This is a genomic window from Peribacillus sp. FSL K6-5616 (assembly GCF_038008245.1).
In the GTDB taxonomy this organism is placed as follows: domain Bacteria; phylum Bacillota; class Bacilli; order Bacillales; family DSM-1321; genus Peribacillus; species Peribacillus frigoritolerans.
In genome coordinates this window covers 3363810-3380839 of the sequence record NZ_JBBOYT010000001.1, presented here as the reverse complement: position 1 = coordinate 3380839, position 17030 = coordinate 3363810, and the positions used below count along the sequence as shown (strand labels likewise).

Genomic DNA, 17030 nt, shown 5'->3' with positions numbered 1-17030 from the left:
ATGGAATTTCCGACCATTTATATAACACAATAATCAAGAACATTATTAAACAGACCATTATGTTATCTATCCAATTAACCTCTGTGTTAGCAATAAATTGCCAAACGGTTAATACCACAAAATATATTAAGGGAAATCTGATGCTTTGCTTAAACATAATATCACCGCCTTCATTCAGATTTTTTCTACAAATTTTTGTTATAACTACGCCTTTAGTTCCGTAAGAAAAAGAGCTGCCAAATTGAAGTGAACCCAAAAAGTTAGACACTTTATTTACTTAGGCAGCTTTGAGGGCATGAACCCGGTAATCTACCGGGCTCATGCCTTTTAATTTTACCTTGATTCGTTGATGATTGTAGTAATGGATATATTCTTCTAGCTCTTGTTTGAAATGCTCCATGCTTTCAAATTCTTGAAGATAGAGTAATTCGGATTTTAATAAGCCAAAGAAGTTTTCAATGACCGCATTATCGAGACAATTTCCTTTGCGGGACATGCTTTGTGTAATGTTATGTTTTTTCAAATCATGCGAGTATTGTTTCATCTGATAATGCCAGCCCTGATCTGAATGGAGAATGGGTGAATCTTTCGATTCCAAGCGATCAAAGGCTTTATCCAGCATTTTGGAAACGAGCGGATAAACAGCACGAGATTCGATATTATAGGCGATGATTTCCCTATTAAACAGGTCTAGAATGGCCGATAAGTATAGTTTCTCCCCAGCTAGATGGAATTCTGTGACGTCTGTCACCCATTTTTCATTGGACTTTACCGCCTTAAAATCACGTGCTAGAATGTTGGGCGCAATCTTGCCGATGTTCCCTTTGTACGAACGGTATTTCTTCATGCGAACTAATGACTTCAATCCTAGTTCATTCATCAATCGGAGAACTGTTTTATGATTGATGCGAGCACCTCGGTTACGTAATTCTAGGGTGATACGCCGATACCCATAACGCCCTTTATGCGTATGGAATATCTCTTTGATAAGGGATTTAATTTCTGTGTATTTATCCTCACGCCCGAAGGCGTTTACCCAATAATAGTACGTACTCCGTGCCATTTTAGAAATGGATAGAAGCAGATTTAAATCAAATTGTTTCCTTAGTTCATGGACTACTTTCGCTTTTTCTTTCTTTGTAAGGCTTCCTTTTCTTGAACTAAGGCATTCAACTTTTTTAGATAGGCATTTTCTGCACGTAAGTATTCTAATTCGGCAAGAAGTGCTTCTTGAGAGCCATTAGCTGGCGATTTTTTCTTAGTTTCTTTTTTCATGGATAGACGCCCCTTTTTCTTTGGTTTAAGGGTGTCTATACCTCCAAGCACGTGCAGCAGTTGTCCTTCCTGACAATGTGTTATTTGAAAGCGGAGTTGGGGCGCAAATACGTCGAGATTTAATGAATAAGTGTAACTTACACACTATTTTGCGTTTGCCGACTGGTATTTTTTATGCGCAGGGTGTGAAAACCAATGTCTTGTTTTTTACAAGAGAAAAAACAGACCAGGGCAATACAAAAGATGTTTGGGTATATGACTTAAGGACAAATATGTCTTCATTTGGTAAGCGAAATCAACTAACAATGGCTCATTTCGAAGATTTCATGAAATCTTATGTTTCAGAAGACCGTTCAAAAGTGGAAGATGAGCGTTGGAACAAGTTCACGAGAGAAGAAATAGCTAAGAAGAATGACAGTCTAGATATTGGATTGATTGCCGACGAATCGCTTTCATCTTATGATAATCTTCCAGACCCAATCATCTCAGCCGAAGAAGCTATATTAAAACTTCAACAAGCGATGGACTTATTAACTGAAGTTGTCGAAGAACTCCGTGAAAAAACAGAAGAAGTTAAGGTGAGTAAGTGATGGTTAAAAACAAGAATGCGGAAGAGTTATTGGAAGAAGCCTTGATCCCAAAGGAAGAACAGCCTTATGAACTGCCTGAGAATTGGGTTTGGGTAAATTTAGAATCCTCAAAAAAAGAAGATGGTAGTTTTGGTGATGAAAATGGATTCTTAGTGAAAACATCGACCCAAATGGAGAAGTGAGATTAATTCAGCTATCAGACATTGGGGAAGGTAAGTTCTTAAATAAATCATCTAGATATATTTCAATGAAAACTTTTGAAGAGTTAAGTTGTAAGGAAATAATACCTGGAGATATTTTAATTTCGAGAATGGCGAAACCGATTGCTAGAAGTTGTATTATTCCTGATCTAAAACAAAAACTAATTACCGCTGTTGATATTGCTTATTTAAGACCTAATGAGAGATTATTTGATAAACATTATTTAAACTACATGTTTAATTCTGTATTTTTTAGAACTCAAGCAGAGAAATTGGCAAGAGGAACAACCCGTTTAAGAATCACTCGTAAGAACCTTGGGAAATTACCAATTCCCTTTCCGCCCATAAGTGAACAAAAACGTATTGTAAATAAGATAGAGCGGCTCTTAAGTAAAATTGATGAAGTGAAACAGTTGATTGAAGAAGCAAAGGACTCATTTGAACTTCGACGAGCAGCTATTTTGGATAAGGCATTTCGGGGGGGGATTTGGAAAAAATGGGCGAGATAAGGATGATGAAGATTTAGGAGGGGTGAATTATCCAATTCCTTCTGATTGGAGTTGGATGAGTATAGAGGAAGTTTGTGAATTAATTTCCGATTGTCCGCACTCTACACCAAAATATATTGAAGAAGGCCAGTACCCAGCAATTAGAAGCTCCGATATTGAGTTAGGTAAAGTTGATATTATTAATGCGAAAAGAGTTTCTGAGCAGGACTATTTAGACCGTACCAAGAGGATTGAACCGCAGAAAGGGGATATCATTTATTGTAGAGAAGGTAGTGGTGATGTTGGTAAGGCTGTTGGAAAAGCAGGATTACTCCTCGATGATAAAGTCTGTCTGGCACAAAGAGTAGTGCTTTTAAGACCCAATATCGAACAGGTATTGCCAACATATTTTGTATATGCACTTAATTCACCCATAATGTTGAAGCAGGTGTCTTTAAATATATCTCAAACAACGTCCCCGAGGATAAATATAAGTACATTGAGAAAATTAAGTTTACCTATTGCACCACCTGAAATTCAACAAAATATAGTTAACATTATTGAGAAATGCTTAGATATTGAGCAACAAGCTAATAATTTTTATAAACTAGATGGAAATTTAGATGCGTTGAGACAATCCATCCTTGCAAAAGCGTTCAGAGGTGAGCTTGGAACAAATGATCCAAGTGAAGAAAATGCCATTGAATTACTAAAAGAAGTGTTACAAGAAAAAGTGAAATAGTTTTTAGGAGGCATCCAATTTAGTTGGATGTTTCTTTAATTGTATTTACAGATAATTTGACCAAGAAGGAGTGTGAGAGTAATTGTATTGGATTAATACTTGAATGATGTAATTTACTAGCCAAGCTAACAATGATGTCATTGAGCCTATATAGGTGTTTCATAGGAATGCTTGCCAAATGGTTTGAGTATTTGTTAGTTGTAATTCTAACCCACCTCAAAATATAGTATTACTAGTATTGCAATGAGTATTATACTAAGTTATAATAAAAATCACGATTACGGTCTAAGTTCGAAAAGTGACCGTTATACTGAACTGAAGAAAAACAGCGATATGTCTCAGTAGCTCAGCTGGATAGAGCAACGCCCTTCTAAGGCGTCGGTCGGGAGTTCGAATCTCTCCTGGGACACTAACTTAAAAAGCCAAAACCTTCTAAAGGTTTTGGCTTTTTTACTTTTTAAGTTAATGAGGGTAATTTGAATGAATGTAAAAAGAATGTCTTTTGTTTTGCATCCTTTGAACCATTATTGTTCGTGCAACGAAAGAAGTTTTTTTCATATTTATCGCAGGTGGATGACCTTTTATGTCGAACTTGTTATAAATAAGGAGATGTTTAAATGAATAAAGATAGATTATTCAAGTTCATTCAAACTTCCACTCGGGGTAATTTCTTCTCAGTCGAAATAACCGAAGATGGAACTGAAGTGGTCCAATTAGCCAAGGAGTTAGAAAAAGAAGGAAGAATCAAGTTGAGGGAATGCACACGAAAAGAACAAGGTGTTTATCTGGAAGGAATACTTAAGTTTGTGCCTAGCTAAAAAACTTACTGAGCTCTAACGAAGGAATTATATTAGGAATTTCATATGCTCCTCGGAAAAAAGCTATCCATGATCGGATGCCTAAGTATTGGAAACCACCCTTCACCTCAAGTTTTAATCCTTCTGATTTATAACAAAAAAGACTGTAGGCGTGCGTGAACTGCCCCGTAAATGTTAGACACCAAACTAACATTTACGGGGTGTTTTTTATGGCTAATTTTTCTGCCCAACAGAAAATATTCATTGTACGACTTTACCTTGAAGGAAAGCACAGCTATATGGATCTTCAGAAAATATTTGAAGTTTCTTATCAAATGATTCAAGGATGGGTTCGTTTATACCAAATTCAAGGAGCCGATGGATTTAAGAAATCCTATACAAGTTATTCTACGGAGTTTAAAATGGATGTACTTAATTATATGAATGAAACGGGTATATCTTCTTACGACGCAGCCGCAAGGTTTAATATTTCATCTCCAGCGCTAATTCGGACGTGGAGAATAAATGTTAATGCCTATGGATTAGATGCCCTAATTTCTAAGAAAAAGGGGAGACCATCCATGAAAAAAGATATCAATCCATCCAAACAAATTGAAGGTTCGGTTAAAGAGCTTGAAGAACGAATTAAACAACTGGAAATGGAGAATGCGTATTTAAAAAAGTTAAATACTTTAGTTCAAATGCAGGAAAAATTACAACCAAAATCAAAGCGCAAGTAATTTATGAACTAAAGTCCATTTATGAGGTTGTGGCCTTAATTAAAGTCGCTGATATTCCACGTAGCACGTACTATTATTGGGAAAAACGCTTGAATCGAGAAGATAAGTATTCGAAGGTAAAAGCCACTATTCAGTCTATCTATCATGAACATAAAGGACGTTACGGTTATCGTCGTATCACAAAAGAGTTAAAAAAATATGGGTTTTCTCACAATCCAAAGACCATCAACCGCCTCATGAATGAAATGGGCGTAAAATGTTTAGTCCGTATGAAAAAGTATCGTTCGTATAAGGGGCGTGTTGGTCGAATTGCCCCCCATATTTTACAACGTGATTTTCAAGCCGAGAAAATGAATCAAAAATGGGTAACAGACGTAACGGAATTTCATTTATTTGGGGAGAAACGTTACTTATCCCCTATCCTTGATTTATGTAATGGTGAAATTATTGCCTACAAAGTGATGAAACGGCCTGTTTATAAACTTGTTGGAGATATGTTAGATGAGGCGATTAAACACCTAAAACCAGAAGATACGGTCATCCTCCATTCGGATCAAGGGTGGCATTATCAAATGAAGAAGTATCAAAAAACCTTAAAAGATTCCCGCATTATACAAAGCATGTCCCGTAAGGGAAATTGTTTAGATAACGCAGTCATGGAAAACTTTTTTGGCTTGTTAAAGTCTGAATTGCTTTATCTCCAAGAGTTTGAAAGTATGGAGCACTTTGAAAAGGAATTAGATGATTATATTCATTACTATAACCACAAACGAATGAAGGTAAAATTAAAAGACCTGAGTCCGATAGAATACCGAACTCAGGTCTTAGAAGCTGCTTAAATTATATGTCTAACTTTATTGGGTCAGATCAGCGAGACTCCAGTGGGGAAACGCGTCCAAGGGAGAAACCCGGCAGGCGCAAAGAGCGCCGAGGAGGCTCCCGGACCACCCGCGGAAAGCGGGTGCCGGGAGTTCCAATCAACGTTCATATTGTACTGGTACTAAAAAACTGTAGGTAAAATCGACTTACATCGAATTTTGTCTACCACTGAGGCATCCATACTTGGATGTCTTTTTTTCGATATCAGATTCTATTTAAGGTTTGAAGATTTTTTTTAATGATTTCACGGTTTTTGATTATTGCCGTATTCAATTCTTCGATGGGTGAACTTTTTTCATCCGCTTCACTCAGCTGCATCGATTGTTTTTGTATAAGTGATTCAATCGTATCGCGTAATTCTGGCAGTGAGACCTTGAATTGTTCGGATACATGTTGTAATGCCTTGTGTAAATCGGTGTTATGGATCGGTGGAATCGCCTCGTTTTCCTCTTTCAATAAGATATCCTCCTCTAAAGCTTATTCACGTTTATAAAGCATATTATTGGGGAAATTCGGCTTATTATTCAGGATACCATATCGGCTTAGTGCCATGGGAACCGTAAAATGGAAGGGGAAATCCCTTGTCAGCTTTATGTTATGAAGCCCTCTGACTAAGATGGCCATAATTTGCCGGAGTTATAAAAAAACAGAAAAAACATTGACATAACACAAACAAATCAATATTATGTTTATTATATTATAAACTTTATAGGGAAGTGTTTGTTTAATGAAGGACGCGGAAATGTTTTGGAGCGCATCTCAGGATGAGCTTAAACAAGGGTACATCGAAGGTGAGAATCAATATGTTTGTTTGCTGTGTGGAAATGCAGTTGAAAAGGGGATAGTATACCCGAAAGATGGAGTTCTTTATGAAGCGAAGAGGTATATGCGCATTCATATTGAACATGCACACAGCTCGGTTTTTGAATATTTGATTGATCTCGATAAAAAACTTACAGGTCTCACGGACCATCAAAACCGTCTTCTTCGCCTTTTTTACCAAGGGAAGAATGATGCTGAGGTTCAGGAGGAAATGGGAATTGGCAGTCCTTCCACCATTCGGAACCATCGTTTTGTGTTGAAAGAGAAAGAGCGTCAGGCTAAGTTGTTTTTAGCCCTGATGGAACTTTTGAAAGATAAAGATGAACACGCGCCGGCATTTATCCCGCTTCATCAAAAAGCAAGGATGGTCGATGATCGTTATAACGTTACTGAGGATGAAAAGGTGACTGTACTTAAAAAATACTTCCCTAAAGGCAGTCAGGATGCATTAAAGTCTTTTCCGCCAAAGGAAAAACAAAGGCTGATCATTCTCCAAGAAATTATGAACCGTTTTGAAAATGAGCGGAATTACGAAGAAAAAGAAATCAATCAAATATTGGGTGCCGTTTATCATGATCATGTTCTTTTGAGAAGATACTTAATAGAATATGGATTCTTGGATAGAAAGCCTGATGGGAGCCAATATTGGCTGAAGAAATGATGACTGGGGGCAAGAAAGATGGATCGTAAAAAAGAATTGAAGCAATTGTATAAAGAAACGAAGGTTGAAGCAGGGGTATACCAAATCAGAAATACGGTAAATAATAAGGTCTTTATCGGAAGCACCAGGAATTTAAAGACGTTGAAGGGCAAACAATTTGAATTGGAAGTCGGGACAAACACCAATAAAGAGCTGCAAAGTGAGTGGAACCAATATGGGAAAGATGCTTTTTCTTTTGAGGTACTGGAGGTATTGAAGCCAAAAGAAACAGGATTTTTTGATGCTAAAAGGGAATTGAAAAAACTTGAAGAAAAGTGGATGGAAAAAATACAGCCTTACGAAGAACGGGGATACAATAGAATGAAGCCCTCTGACTTGTAAGTGGCCTTTAGAGATTCTCCTTGATTCCCAGCTCCCGATTTACCTTTGATGCATTTCATTCTTATTTCTTTATGAAAAATAAGGTATTATGGAAACTGATGGTAATATATATATTAGTATTTATGATTAGGAGGTGCTGGGATGGAAAATGGAGATGGATATCTACGGGCGAAAAAAAGGGTTGAAAACCTTAAGGCATTCTACATTCATTTAATGGTGTATGTATTGGTGAATGTCATGTTGATTGCGATTAACCTATTGACGGATCCCGGTTATTGGTGGTTCCATTATCCCCTTGGAGGGTGGGGGATTGGTGTTCTGATACACGGTATTACCATTCTTGCACAAGGAAACTTCGGGTCTGAGTGGGAAGAAAGAAAAATAAAAGAATATATGGAAAAGGATAAAAAGAACGGCTGAATTTGGGCGTGTTCAAAACAGGGAGTCATTTGTGGCTCTTTTTTTGTGGGAAAATAATCGGTGGATCTCACTTGTTGTAAGGTTTTAAATGGTTTAAGCTAGTAATGAGGGACCTATATGAAAAAGGGTGAAACCCTTGGAGGACCTTCACTAAATAATAATTAATCTTAGGAGTTGCGAATGAAAAAATTAGGATGGACCATAACGGGGATAGGGGCAATCCTGGCGCTGGGGGCCTTGCTTTATCCTTTGAATGTTATTGATAAAACTCTATGTATATATTTATTGCTCGGCGGTGCAGGGCTAATGTTTGTCGGGTCAATGTTCAGGGCCTTTTCGCTCCTGAAAAGATGACTGATTTTTACGTTTGATAAAAACGCTCGATTAAGGTGATGACATGGAGAAAAACCAATTGAAATATGCCCAGCAGCATCTGGCTAATGAACGCACCTTCTTGGCGTGGATAAGAACGGTGATTGCAATAGTGGGAGTTGGTTTTCTTGCGACAAGCCTGCATTTTACGATTGGTGTGCATCGGGATGCCCGGATTGACTTGATTAGCATCGTGCTAGGGATGTTTGCGTGTGCATTGGGACTTGTGATTACCGTTCTGGCGACAATCGGTTATCTTCAGAAGAAACGGCAAATCAATGAAGGGACTTTCCAGCCTTCAAGTGCGTACGTTATTCTAATCGCTGTTTTTATGGTCATATTATTATCGATGATCATTTTATATTTTGTTTTCATTTAAAACTGTCCTAACCTGAGTAGGACAGTTTTTTCAGTTTCTGCTATTATATACTTATTCTTACATCGTTACGGAAAGATTTCTTCCATTAATTTAATGCCATCAAAAAACGAAAGCTTGAAAAACACTGTATTTCAGGTTATGAAAGAATCATTCAGACTTAGAAAAATTCGAAAAAAACGAGTTTGCCTGTAATTTTATGACAGTTACAATTTGGGCGTAGATTTCCGATCCAGGCACTGGCTTTCCGCGGGCGGCCTGGGTGCGCCTGCGGGGTCCCGCACCTTCCTCTACAATCAACTTCGTTATGAAAATCAGATATAAATCATACTAAAGGAGTTGAAGGTATTGCTACTTTAGGTCCGTTGGTTTCGTGAGCGTCATTTGATGCAAGATACGTTTTCCGAACCCCTTCTGTCGACAAACTGAAATAATTAAAACCTTTTTATCATTAAATACAATGTTGTGCGCGTTAGCCATGGTGAAATTCGAACCGGAAGGGTATATAAGCGGTAAGGAAAAGATCGATCAAGTTTTGTCTTTTGGCTTCCTTTAAAAAATATAAACCATCATCAGTTTGTAAATAAACTTCACATGGGCAATGCTAACTTTATAACCCTTGAACGTACTTGCTTTATTCAATTTCAATCACGTTTAATTATTTGTTTAATTTCCTTTTTGTGAGATATGATAAAGAGGAACTAAAAGGAGGTCATCGTGATGGTGGATATCAAAAAAGGTGAAAGTTCTTTTTTTGTCGAAGAAACTGGTGAGAAACTAGCGGAAATTACATTCTTTAAATCAGGTGATGATGAGATCACGGTCGATCATACCGTTGTTTCTGACAAGCTTCGCGGGCAAAAGGTAGGAAATGCCCTTGTTGAAAAGGTCATAGGATTCGCAAGGGAGGAAAACCTGAAAATTGTTCCGGTATGTTCGTTCGTTCAAAAACAATTTGAAAAAAATGCAGAATACGAGGATGTATTGGCTAAATGAACCGGAGGGCTGACTTAGGGGATGATAAATATCACCTATGTTCAGCCCTTTTTCATTTTTCAGATAATCTTTACACCCCCAATAAAATAATGGTAAAGCCTTTCCTCCTGCAGTTATGTTCGCATTTAATATAGGGGAGGTGCTAGGATGGCCATCAAATTACAAACCCTATTGAATCGCGCAAAGGAAAATATGGGAAGCGGTATGAACCCGGTCGTGAACGAGACGATACTCGAAGTGGTGAAATTAGCTTATGAAGCGGGGATATTTGTTCAAATAACGGCTGGTTATCGAAGTTTCCGAGAACAAAATGAACTGTATGAACGAGGCAGAACGAATAAATCCAAACCAATCGTGACTTATGCCAGAGGGGGGCAATCCTTGCATAACTATGGCCTTGCAGTCGATTTTGTCATCGTTAGTGATGACGGCAAGCGGGCATTGTGGACAGAGGGCGAAAAGTGGACAAGGGTGGCAGCCATAGCAAAATCCCTGGGATTTGTTTGGGGAGGGGATTTTGAATTGTTCCGTGATTTTCCGCACCTTGGAATGTCAGGCGGTTTATCAACGAGAGATCTTCAAAGGGGATGGCGGCCGAATCTTGTATCAAGAGTGGCGTCCGCAATCAGTGAAAATGAAGCTGGAAGGGTAAATGGATGATTCTTTTTTTAGGAATCCGATCCTTGTGACTGACATCATGTGGATGATGTGTGAGATTAATCATTTAATGGGGATATCCGATGTTTTTAAAAATTAAAAATTGAAAAAACTTTTTTTATAAAATGTGGCCATGATAGGTATGTAAGCGGATACAACAAATCTTTCAATTTAGAATTATCAAAAAATTTAAAAAAACCTGTTGACTACTACCTGAAATACACGTAAGATAATCACAAATACAAGACATCAAACATAAGCGTTTCGAAAAATATGAATAATGCGAAAAGCATTGAAGAGGATAAGTAGTCTTTTAAAAAGGCAGTCACAGAGAGCCGGGTAGCTGAGAGCCGGTATTGTCCCGAAAGATGAACTCACCTTGGAGTTTCAGCTTGAACGTCTGACTAGTAGAGCTGAACGGGTGCGTACCAGTACCCGTTACCAAAACAGAGAATAGTGTAGTCTATTCAAAGTGCGCATGGAGTTTCATGCGAAAAAGGGTGGTACCGTGGAGTGGCTCATCAAGCCTTTTCACCCCTTTAACTTGCCGAGTGCAAGTACATTTGGGGTGAAAAGGCTTTTTTGTATGCTTAAAAAGCTGAAAATTCTGAATTTTGAGAAAAAATTCAATTAGGAAAGCGAAGGAGGTTTTTTACGAAATGACACAAAAGTCAGTTGTTGCTGATCGGAAAAGTGGAAAGACACATTATAGTGGTGCCGAATTTCTGCTGGAAGCATTGAAAAAGGAAAATGTTGATGTCATCTTTGGTTATCCAGGAGGTTCTGTATTGCCGATTTATGACAAGCTTTACAGTTCAGAACTTTTTCATATTTTGACAAGGCACGAACAAGGTGCCATTCATGCAGCGGAAGGATACGCCAGGATTACCGGCAAGCCGGGGGTGGTCATCGTCACATCCGGTCCAGGGGCAACGAACATCGTCACTGGTTTGGCCGATGCAATGATTGACTCTTTACCGCTAGTTGTAATTTCGGGTCAGGTATCTACCAGTGTAATCGGCTCGGATGCTTTCCAGGAAGCGGATGTACTGGGGATTACTACACCGATCACAAAACATAACTATCAGGTAAGGAAGCCGGAAGACCTTCCGCGCATTATAAAAGAAGCGTTTTATATCGCTTCCAGCGGCCGGCCCGGTCCAGTATTGATCGATATACCTAAGGACATGGCCATTTTGGAAGGTGTATCGACGGATGAGGAGCCAGAAATGAATCTCCCTGGCTATCAGCCGACGACCAAGCCGAATTACTTACAGATCAGAAAGCTTGTTGAAGCCGTGAGCGGGGCGAAAAGACCGGTCATTCTTGCAGGGGCAGGTGTCCTGCATGCAAAGGCCTCCCATCTATTAAAGGAATATGTCGAGCAGCAAGGCATTCCCGTCGTCCACACTTTATTGGGTCTTGGGGGCTTTCCGGCGGAACATCCACTCTTTATCGGAATGGGTGGTATGCATGGCTGCTATGCAGCAAACATGGCGTTAGCGAAATGTGATCTATTAATCAATATCGGTGCAAGGTTCGATGATCGATTGACTGGGAATCTAGCGAAATTCGCACAGCACGCAACGGTTGCCCATATCGATATTGATCCAGCCGAAATCGGTAAAAATGTGCCGACAAAAATTCCAGTCGTCGGAAGTGCTAAAGAAGCACTCTCGGAATTGATTGCGCAAAATGGCAAGAAACCGGAAATTGATGAATGGACAACACAGCTTACTGCATGGAATGAAGAGTTCCCATTGCGTTATACCCATGAAGAAGGCGTATTGAAACCTCAGCGGGTCATCCAGATGCTTCATGAAAAAACGAATGGGGAGGCCATTGTTACGACCGATGTTGGACAGCATCAAATGTGGGCAGCGCAATACTATCCATTTAACAAACCGAATTCATGGGTCACTTCCGGTGGATTGGGGACGATGGGCTTTGGCTTACCTTCGGCTCTCGGAGCGCAGCTGGCGAATCCGAAAGCGACGGTGCTTTCCATATCGGGGGATGGTGGATTCCAGATGTGCCTGCAGGAACTCTCGGTCATTGCCGAAATGAATCTGCCAATCAAAATCATCATCGTCAATAACGGTGCACTAGGGATGGTAAGACAGTGGCAGGAACTCTTTCATGATAACCGTTTCTCACATAGTATTTTTCAATCGCATCCGGATTTCGTGAAATTGGCCGATGCTTATGGAATTCCGGGATACAAGGTAACGACGGAGGAAGAAGCAAGCAACTGCCTGGATGTAGCGTTAAAGACTGATGGTCCCGTGTTGATTGATTTCCGGGTAAAACAAAACGAAAATGTCTTTCCGATGGTAGCACAAGGAAAAGGGCTAGATGAAATGGAAGGAGTTTAATCAATGAAGGGAATTCTTAGCCTCACCGTGAACAACCGGCCAGGCGTCCTTAATCGGATTACGAACCTGTTCACGAAAAGAAATTATAACATTGAAGGCATGACTGTCGGACCTTCCGAACAGGATGGCATTTCAAGGATGACCTTTGTGGTCGATGTCGATGACGAAACTGTCATTGAACAGATCACCAAGCAGCTGAATAAGCAGATCGATGTTTTGAAAGTATATGATATTACGAATCAATCGATTGTGGCGAGGGAACTTGCACTCATTAAAATATTGGTGACTACACAAACCCGAGCCGAGATTTATTCAGTCATCGAACCCTTCCGAGCTTCAGTTATTGATGTCAGTAAAGATAGCGTGACAGTCCAAATTACAGGGGAATCGGATAAAATCGAAGCCTTCATTGAACTGATCAAGCCATATGGCATCAAGGAATTGGCAAGGACAGGGACTGCCGCCATCCCGCGTGGAATGCAAATTGCACACGCTAAGAGTGCGACAATCGTATAAAACAAAAAACAAAAAACAAAAAACAAACAAAAACAATGATGAAAAGGGAGATGTAATTATTATGGCAAAAGTATATTATAACGCAGAAGCAAACGAGAATTTCTTCAACAATAAAAAGGTAGCGGTCATCGGATATGGTTCACAAGGACACGCACACGCTCAAAACCTACGTGACAGCGGTGTAGATGTAATCATCGGAATCAGGAAAGGTAAATCCTTCGATAAAGCGGTGGAAGACGGCTTTAATGTTTACACAGTGAAGGAAGCAGCTGAACAGGCAGACGTGATCATGAACCTATTACCGGATGAAACTCAGCCGAAAGTATACCAAGAAGAAATCAAACCGGTATTGCGTGCAGGTCAAGCGTTAATGTTCGCACACGGATTCAACGTCCATTTCAACCAAATCGTTCCTCCGGCAGACGTAGATGTTTTATTAGTCGCTCCAAAAGGTCCGGGACATCTTGTTCGCCGTACATATGAACAAGGTGCAGGGGTGCCGGCATTGTTCGCCATCTATCAAAATGTTACGGGTGAAGCAAGAGAATTGGCACTTGCATACGCTCGGGGAATCGGTTCTTTAAGAGCTGGCGGTTTGGAAACTACTTTCCAGGAAGAAACGGAAACAGATCTATTTGGAGAGCAAGCTGTACTTTGCGGCGGATTGACTGCCCTTGTGAAAGCTGGATTCGAAACCTTGACAGAAGCTGGATATCAACCGGAAGTAGCATATTTCGAGTGTTTGCATGAACTTAAGTTAATCATCGACCTTATGTATGAAGGCGGTATGGAAAACATGCGCTATTCCATCTCTGACACAGCTCAATGGGGAGATTTCGTTTCTGGACCACGCGTTGTGACGGAAACTACGAAAGAGGCAATGAAAGCGATCTTGAAAGACATCCAAGACGGTGAGTTCGCTAAAGGATGGATCTTGGAAAACCAAGCGAATCGTCCAGTCTTCAATGCGATCAATAATCGTGAAAACCAACATCAAATCGAAGTGGTTGGCCGTGAATTAAGAAAAATGATGCCGTTCGTAAAACCTCAACAAAAAGAGAAAGAAGTGGTAGCCGTTGCGAAAAATTAATATATTTGAAACCACACTTCGTGATGGGGAGCAATCCGCCGGTGTAAATTTGAATTTTACCGAAAAACTTGAAATTGCTTATCAGCTTGAAAGATTGGGTGTTGATATAATCGAAGCCGGTTTTCCGGCAGCATCCAAAGGGGATTTCAACTCCGTACAGGAAATCGCGCGCAAAATCAAAAACAGCTCTGTCACAGGGCTGGCGCGTGCTGTAAAAGGAGATATCGATGCAGCTTGGGATTCATTAAGGGGCGGCGCAGAACCAAGATTGCATACGTTCATCGCCACTTCGCCCATTCATCGTGAATATAAGTTGAAAATGTCTAAGCAGCAAGTGATTGAAAGGTCGGTTGAAATGGTTAAGTACGGAGCAGCGCGTTTTCCGATCGTACAATGGTCTGCAGAAGATGCAAGCCGTACGGAACTTGACTATTTGGCTGAAATCGTTGAAGCGGTCATTCAGGCTGGTGCCAAGGTCATTAACATCCCTGATACAGTAGGATATGCAGCTCCAATCGAATATGGCAACATTTTCAGATACCTTCGTGAACATGTTCCTTCTATTGATAAAGTTAGTTTATCTGCACACTGTCATGACGATCTTGGAATGGCGACGGCCAATTCATTGGCGGCCATCGAAGGCGGGGCTACGCAAGTCGAAGGCACAATCAACGGAATTGGTGAACGTGCCGGAAACGTGGCACTTGAAGAAGTGGCCATGGCACTCTACATCCGTAAAGATTTCTATCAAGCGGAAACGGGTCTTGTATTGAATGAAATTAAAAGGACCAGTGATTTGGTCAGCCGACTTACAGGTATGCAGGTTCCTGCTAATAAAGCCATTATTGGTGCCAATGCATACGCACATGAATCCGGCATTCACCAGGATGGCGTATTAAAAGAAAAAACGACTTACGAAATCATATCACCTGAACTAGTCGGGGTTTCGTCCAATTCACTCGTTTTAGGAAAGCATTCAGGACGCCATGCTTTCAAAGAAAGATTACAAGAGTTGAATTTTACGGTAACGGATGAGGAAATGAACTCATTATTCGTCCAGTTCAAGGAATTGGCCGATAATAAAAAGACCATGACGGATGAAGATATCGTTGCGCTGGTGCTTGAAGAGAAAGCGACGGATATCAGTTTCTATGACATGATTTCCTTACAGATTTCACATGGCACCCATCAAACGGCGACTGCGACGGTCACACTGAAAAAAGGCGATAATGAAGAGATTCAGGAAGCGGCTACAGGTGCAGGAAGTGTAGAAGCCCTATATAACACGCTTGAAAGATGTTTGGGCAAAGAGATCAACTTGCTGGACTATCGAATTCAATCGGTGGGTGGCGGAATGGATGCCCTCGCACAGGTTTTTGTGAAAATTGATTATAACGGTGTGGAAACAAGCGGCAGGGGTCTTGATCAGGACGTCTTGGAAGCATCCGCCAAAGCGTATTTGAACGCTGTTAACCGTGTGATCATCATGAAGGAACTGGAAGAAAAAGCAGTATTACAATAGGAAGGGGAGATTTCGATGAAAAGGAATATTGCGGTGCTTCAAGGAGATGGCATCGGGAAAGAAGTAACAAGAGGCGCTGTAGAAATCCTCGAAGCCGTTGCCCAAAGATATGGACACGATTTTGAATTTCAATATGGTGAGATTGGCGGAGGGGCCATCGATAGCACAGGTTCACCCCTGCCGGATGAAACAGTGGAGATTTGTAAAAACAGCGATGCGGTATTATTAGGGGCCGTTGGAGGACCTAAGTGGGATGACCAGCCTGCGCACCTAAGACCGGAACGAGGTTTGTTGAAAATCCGAAAAGATTTGAATCTTTATGCTAACATCCGTCCAATCAGCTATTATTCCAGCTTGTCGGAATCTTCTCCTCTTAAAAAGGAATTCATTGAAGATGTGGATTTTGTGATTGTCAGGGAACTAACTGGCGGCCTTTATTTCGGAAAGCCAAGTGAGCGCGTTGAAAAAGAAGGGAAAGAGGCGGTCGTCGATACACTTTTCTATCAGAAAAGCGAAATGAAGCGCATCATTGAACTTGCTTTTTCATTAGCATCGGAGCGCAAGAAAAAAGTAACATCCGTGGATAAAGCGAATGTTCTTGAATCCAGCAGGATGTGGCGTGAGACGGCTGAAGAAATTTCCAAGGACTATCCGGATGTAACCCTTGAGCATATGCTTGTTGATAATGCAGCCATGCAATTGATCAAAAACCCGAAACAATTTGATATTATCGTGACGGAGAATATGTTCGGTGATATTTTAAGCGATGAAGCGTCGGTATTGACTGGCTCGCTTGGAATGCTTCCTTCCGCCTCCATATCAACAAATGGGCCTAATCTATATGAACCGATTCATGGCTCTGCCCCGGATATCGCAGGCAAAAACCTGGCTAATCCGATTGGGACGATTTTATCGGCGGCTTCCATGCTGCGTCTATCCTTTGGTTTGGAAGATGAGGCGAAAGCAGTTGAGCAGGCGGTGGAAACGGTCCTTGAATATGGCTTGAGAACAGGCGATATCGCAAATGGCCAACCGACTATTACGTCTACCTCAGAGATGATTGCAGAAATAAAAGCAAATCTTTTAGACCAGGAAGCCATTTCCAACATCATGGGAGCTTACGCATAAACT

The 17030-nt window shown here is 40.5% G+C and carries 18 protein-coding genes, 1 tRNA gene, 2 pseudogenes and 1 other annotated feature; of the genes and pseudogenes, 19 read left to right on the top strand and 2 right to left on the bottom strand.

Translation table 11 applies throughout. From position 1 onward, the window contains the following. Window positions 1–277: 277 nt before the first annotated feature. A pseudogene (locus tag MHB45_RS16185) lies at window positions 278–1323 on the bottom strand (IS3 family transposase); the annotation flags it as partial. Here MHB45_RS16185 and MHB45_RS16180 point away from each other — a divergent pair. The 7 genes and pseudogenes from MHB45_RS16180 to MHB45_RS16150 all read left to right on the top strand — a co-directional run. After that, window positions 1323–1865: pseudogene (locus tag MHB45_RS16180) on the top strand (N-6 DNA methylase); the annotation flags it as partial. The pseudogenes MHB45_RS16185 and MHB45_RS16180 overlap by 1 nt on opposite strands. Further along, entirely contained in the window at window positions 1865–2047 is a 183-nt protein-coding gene (locus tag MHB45_RS16175; protein ID WP_048678701.1) for a hypothetical protein, read from the top strand. The pseudogene MHB45_RS16180 and the gene MHB45_RS16175, both read left to right, overlap by 1 nt. After that, window positions 2044–2574 carry a restriction endonuclease subunit S gene (locus tag MHB45_RS16170; RefSeq protein WP_072273344.1) on the top strand — a complete coding sequence of 177 codons (531 nt, stop codon included), beginning with the start codon at window positions 2044–2046 and terminating at the stop codon, window positions 2572–2574. Before MHB45_RS16175 ends, MHB45_RS16170 begins: the two co-directional genes overlap by 4 nt. A 22-nt stretch (window positions 2575–2596) precedes the next feature. Next, window positions 2597–3295, top strand: a complete 699-nt coding sequence (locus tag MHB45_RS16165; RefSeq protein ID WP_142398503.1) for a restriction endonuclease subunit S — start codon at window positions 2597–2599, stop codon at window positions 3293–3295. A gap of 335 nt (window positions 3296–3630) precedes the next feature. Next, a tRNA-Arg gene (locus tag MHB45_RS16160) sits at window positions 3631–3704 on the top strand. 208 nt (window positions 3705–3912) lie between these two features. Next, a complete protein-coding gene (locus tag MHB45_RS16155) occupies window positions 3913–4113 on the top strand; it encodes a hypothetical protein (RefSeq protein WP_048688856.1) in 201 nt (66 codons plus the stop codon). Window positions 4114–4322: 209 nt separating this feature from the next. Beyond that, window positions 4323–5671 (top strand): IS3 family transposase gene (locus tag MHB45_RS16150; protein ID WP_114238069.1). Its coding sequence is split into 2 segments (ribosomal slippage): window positions 4323–4782 and window positions 4782–5671, totalling 1350 coding nucleotides; the frame shifts between segments, so codons are not numbered across the junction. Window positions 5672–5915: 244 nt separating this feature from the next. On the opposite strand, the gene MHB45_RS16145 is transcribed toward MHB45_RS16150, so the two are convergent. Continuing rightward, entirely contained in the window at window positions 5916–6167 is a 252-nt protein-coding gene (locus tag MHB45_RS16145) for a hypothetical protein (protein WP_048688858.1), read from the bottom strand. A gap of 271 nt (window positions 6168–6438) precedes the next feature. Here MHB45_RS16145 and MHB45_RS16140 point away from each other — a divergent pair, with 271 nt between their 5' ends. The 12 genes from MHB45_RS16140 to leuB all read left to right on the top strand — a co-directional run bounded on the left by MHB45_RS16140 (window position 6439) and on the right by leuB (window position 17027). After that, window positions 6439–7194 carry a DUF2087 domain-containing protein gene (locus MHB45_RS16140; protein WP_072273341.1) on the top strand — a complete coding sequence of 252 codons (756 nt, stop codon included), beginning with the start codon at window positions 6439–6441 and terminating at the stop codon, window positions 7192–7194. 18 nt (window positions 7195–7212) lie between these two features. After that, complete coding sequence (locus MHB45_RS16135) at window positions 7213–7575, top strand: GIY-YIG nuclease family protein (protein ID WP_048688862.1); 363 nt, start codon at window positions 7213–7215, stop codon at window positions 7573–7575. Window positions 7576–7716: 141 nt separating this feature from the next. Next, window positions 7717–7995 carry a 2TM domain-containing protein gene (locus tag MHB45_RS16130; RefSeq protein WP_340908006.1) on the top strand — a complete coding sequence of 93 codons (279 nt, stop codon included), beginning with the start codon at window positions 7717–7719 and terminating at the stop codon, window positions 7993–7995. 180 nt (window positions 7996–8175) lie between these two features. Continuing rightward, complete coding sequence (locus MHB45_RS16125) at window positions 8176–8349, top strand: hypothetical protein (RefSeq protein WP_176702870.1); 174 nt, start codon at window positions 8176–8178, stop codon at window positions 8347–8349. A gap of 43 nt (window positions 8350–8392) precedes the next feature. Then, the gene (locus MHB45_RS16120; RefSeq protein ID WP_048688864.1) at window positions 8393–8746 is read left to right on the top strand and encodes a YidH family protein; all 354 of its coding nucleotides are present in this window, start codon (window positions 8393–8395) and stop codon (window positions 8744–8746) included. A 717-nt stretch (window positions 8747–9463) separates the two neighbouring features. Continuing rightward, window positions 9464–9739: a GNAT family N-acetyltransferase gene (locus MHB45_RS16115; RefSeq protein ID WP_048688866.1), complete on the top strand. Its 276-nt coding sequence runs from the start codon at window positions 9464–9466 to the stop codon at window positions 9737–9739. A 147-nt stretch (window positions 9740–9886) separates the two neighbouring features. Then, entirely contained in the window at window positions 9887–10399 is a 513-nt protein-coding gene (locus MHB45_RS16110; protein WP_072273340.1) for a M15 family metallopeptidase, read from the top strand. Between the two features lie 280 nt (window positions 10400–10679). Continuing rightward, window positions 10680–10938: a binding site (T-box leader), on the top strand. 117 nt (window positions 10939–11055) lie between these two features. Continuing rightward, window positions 11056–12771, top strand: a complete 1716-nt coding sequence (gene ilvB, locus MHB45_RS16105; protein ID WP_072273339.1) for an acetolactate synthase large subunit — start codon at window positions 11056–11058, stop codon at window positions 12769–12771. Window positions 12772–12774: 3 nt separating this feature from the next. Further along, window positions 12775–13287: an acetolactate synthase small subunit gene (gene ilvN, locus MHB45_RS16100; RefSeq protein ID WP_034308941.1), complete on the top strand. Its 513-nt coding sequence runs from the start codon at window positions 12775–12777 to the stop codon at window positions 13285–13287. 61 nt (window positions 13288–13348) lie between these two features. Further along, the gene (ilvC, locus tag MHB45_RS16095; RefSeq protein WP_048688871.1) at window positions 13349–14377 is read left to right on the top strand and encodes a ketol-acid reductoisomerase; all 1029 of its coding nucleotides are present in this window, start codon (window positions 13349–13351) and stop codon (window positions 14375–14377) included. After that, window positions 14364–15899, top strand: a complete 1536-nt coding sequence (locus tag MHB45_RS16090) for a 2-isopropylmalate synthase (protein ID WP_048688874.1) — start codon at window positions 14364–14366, stop codon at window positions 15897–15899. The genes ilvC and MHB45_RS16090 overlap by 14 nt, the downstream gene beginning before the upstream one ends. 15 nt (window positions 15900–15914) lie before the next feature. Further along, window positions 15915–17027, top strand: a complete 1113-nt coding sequence (leuB, locus tag MHB45_RS16085) for a 3-isopropylmalate dehydrogenase (protein WP_048688876.1) — start codon at window positions 15915–15917, stop codon at window positions 17025–17027. Window positions 17028–17030: the final 3 nt, after the last annotated feature.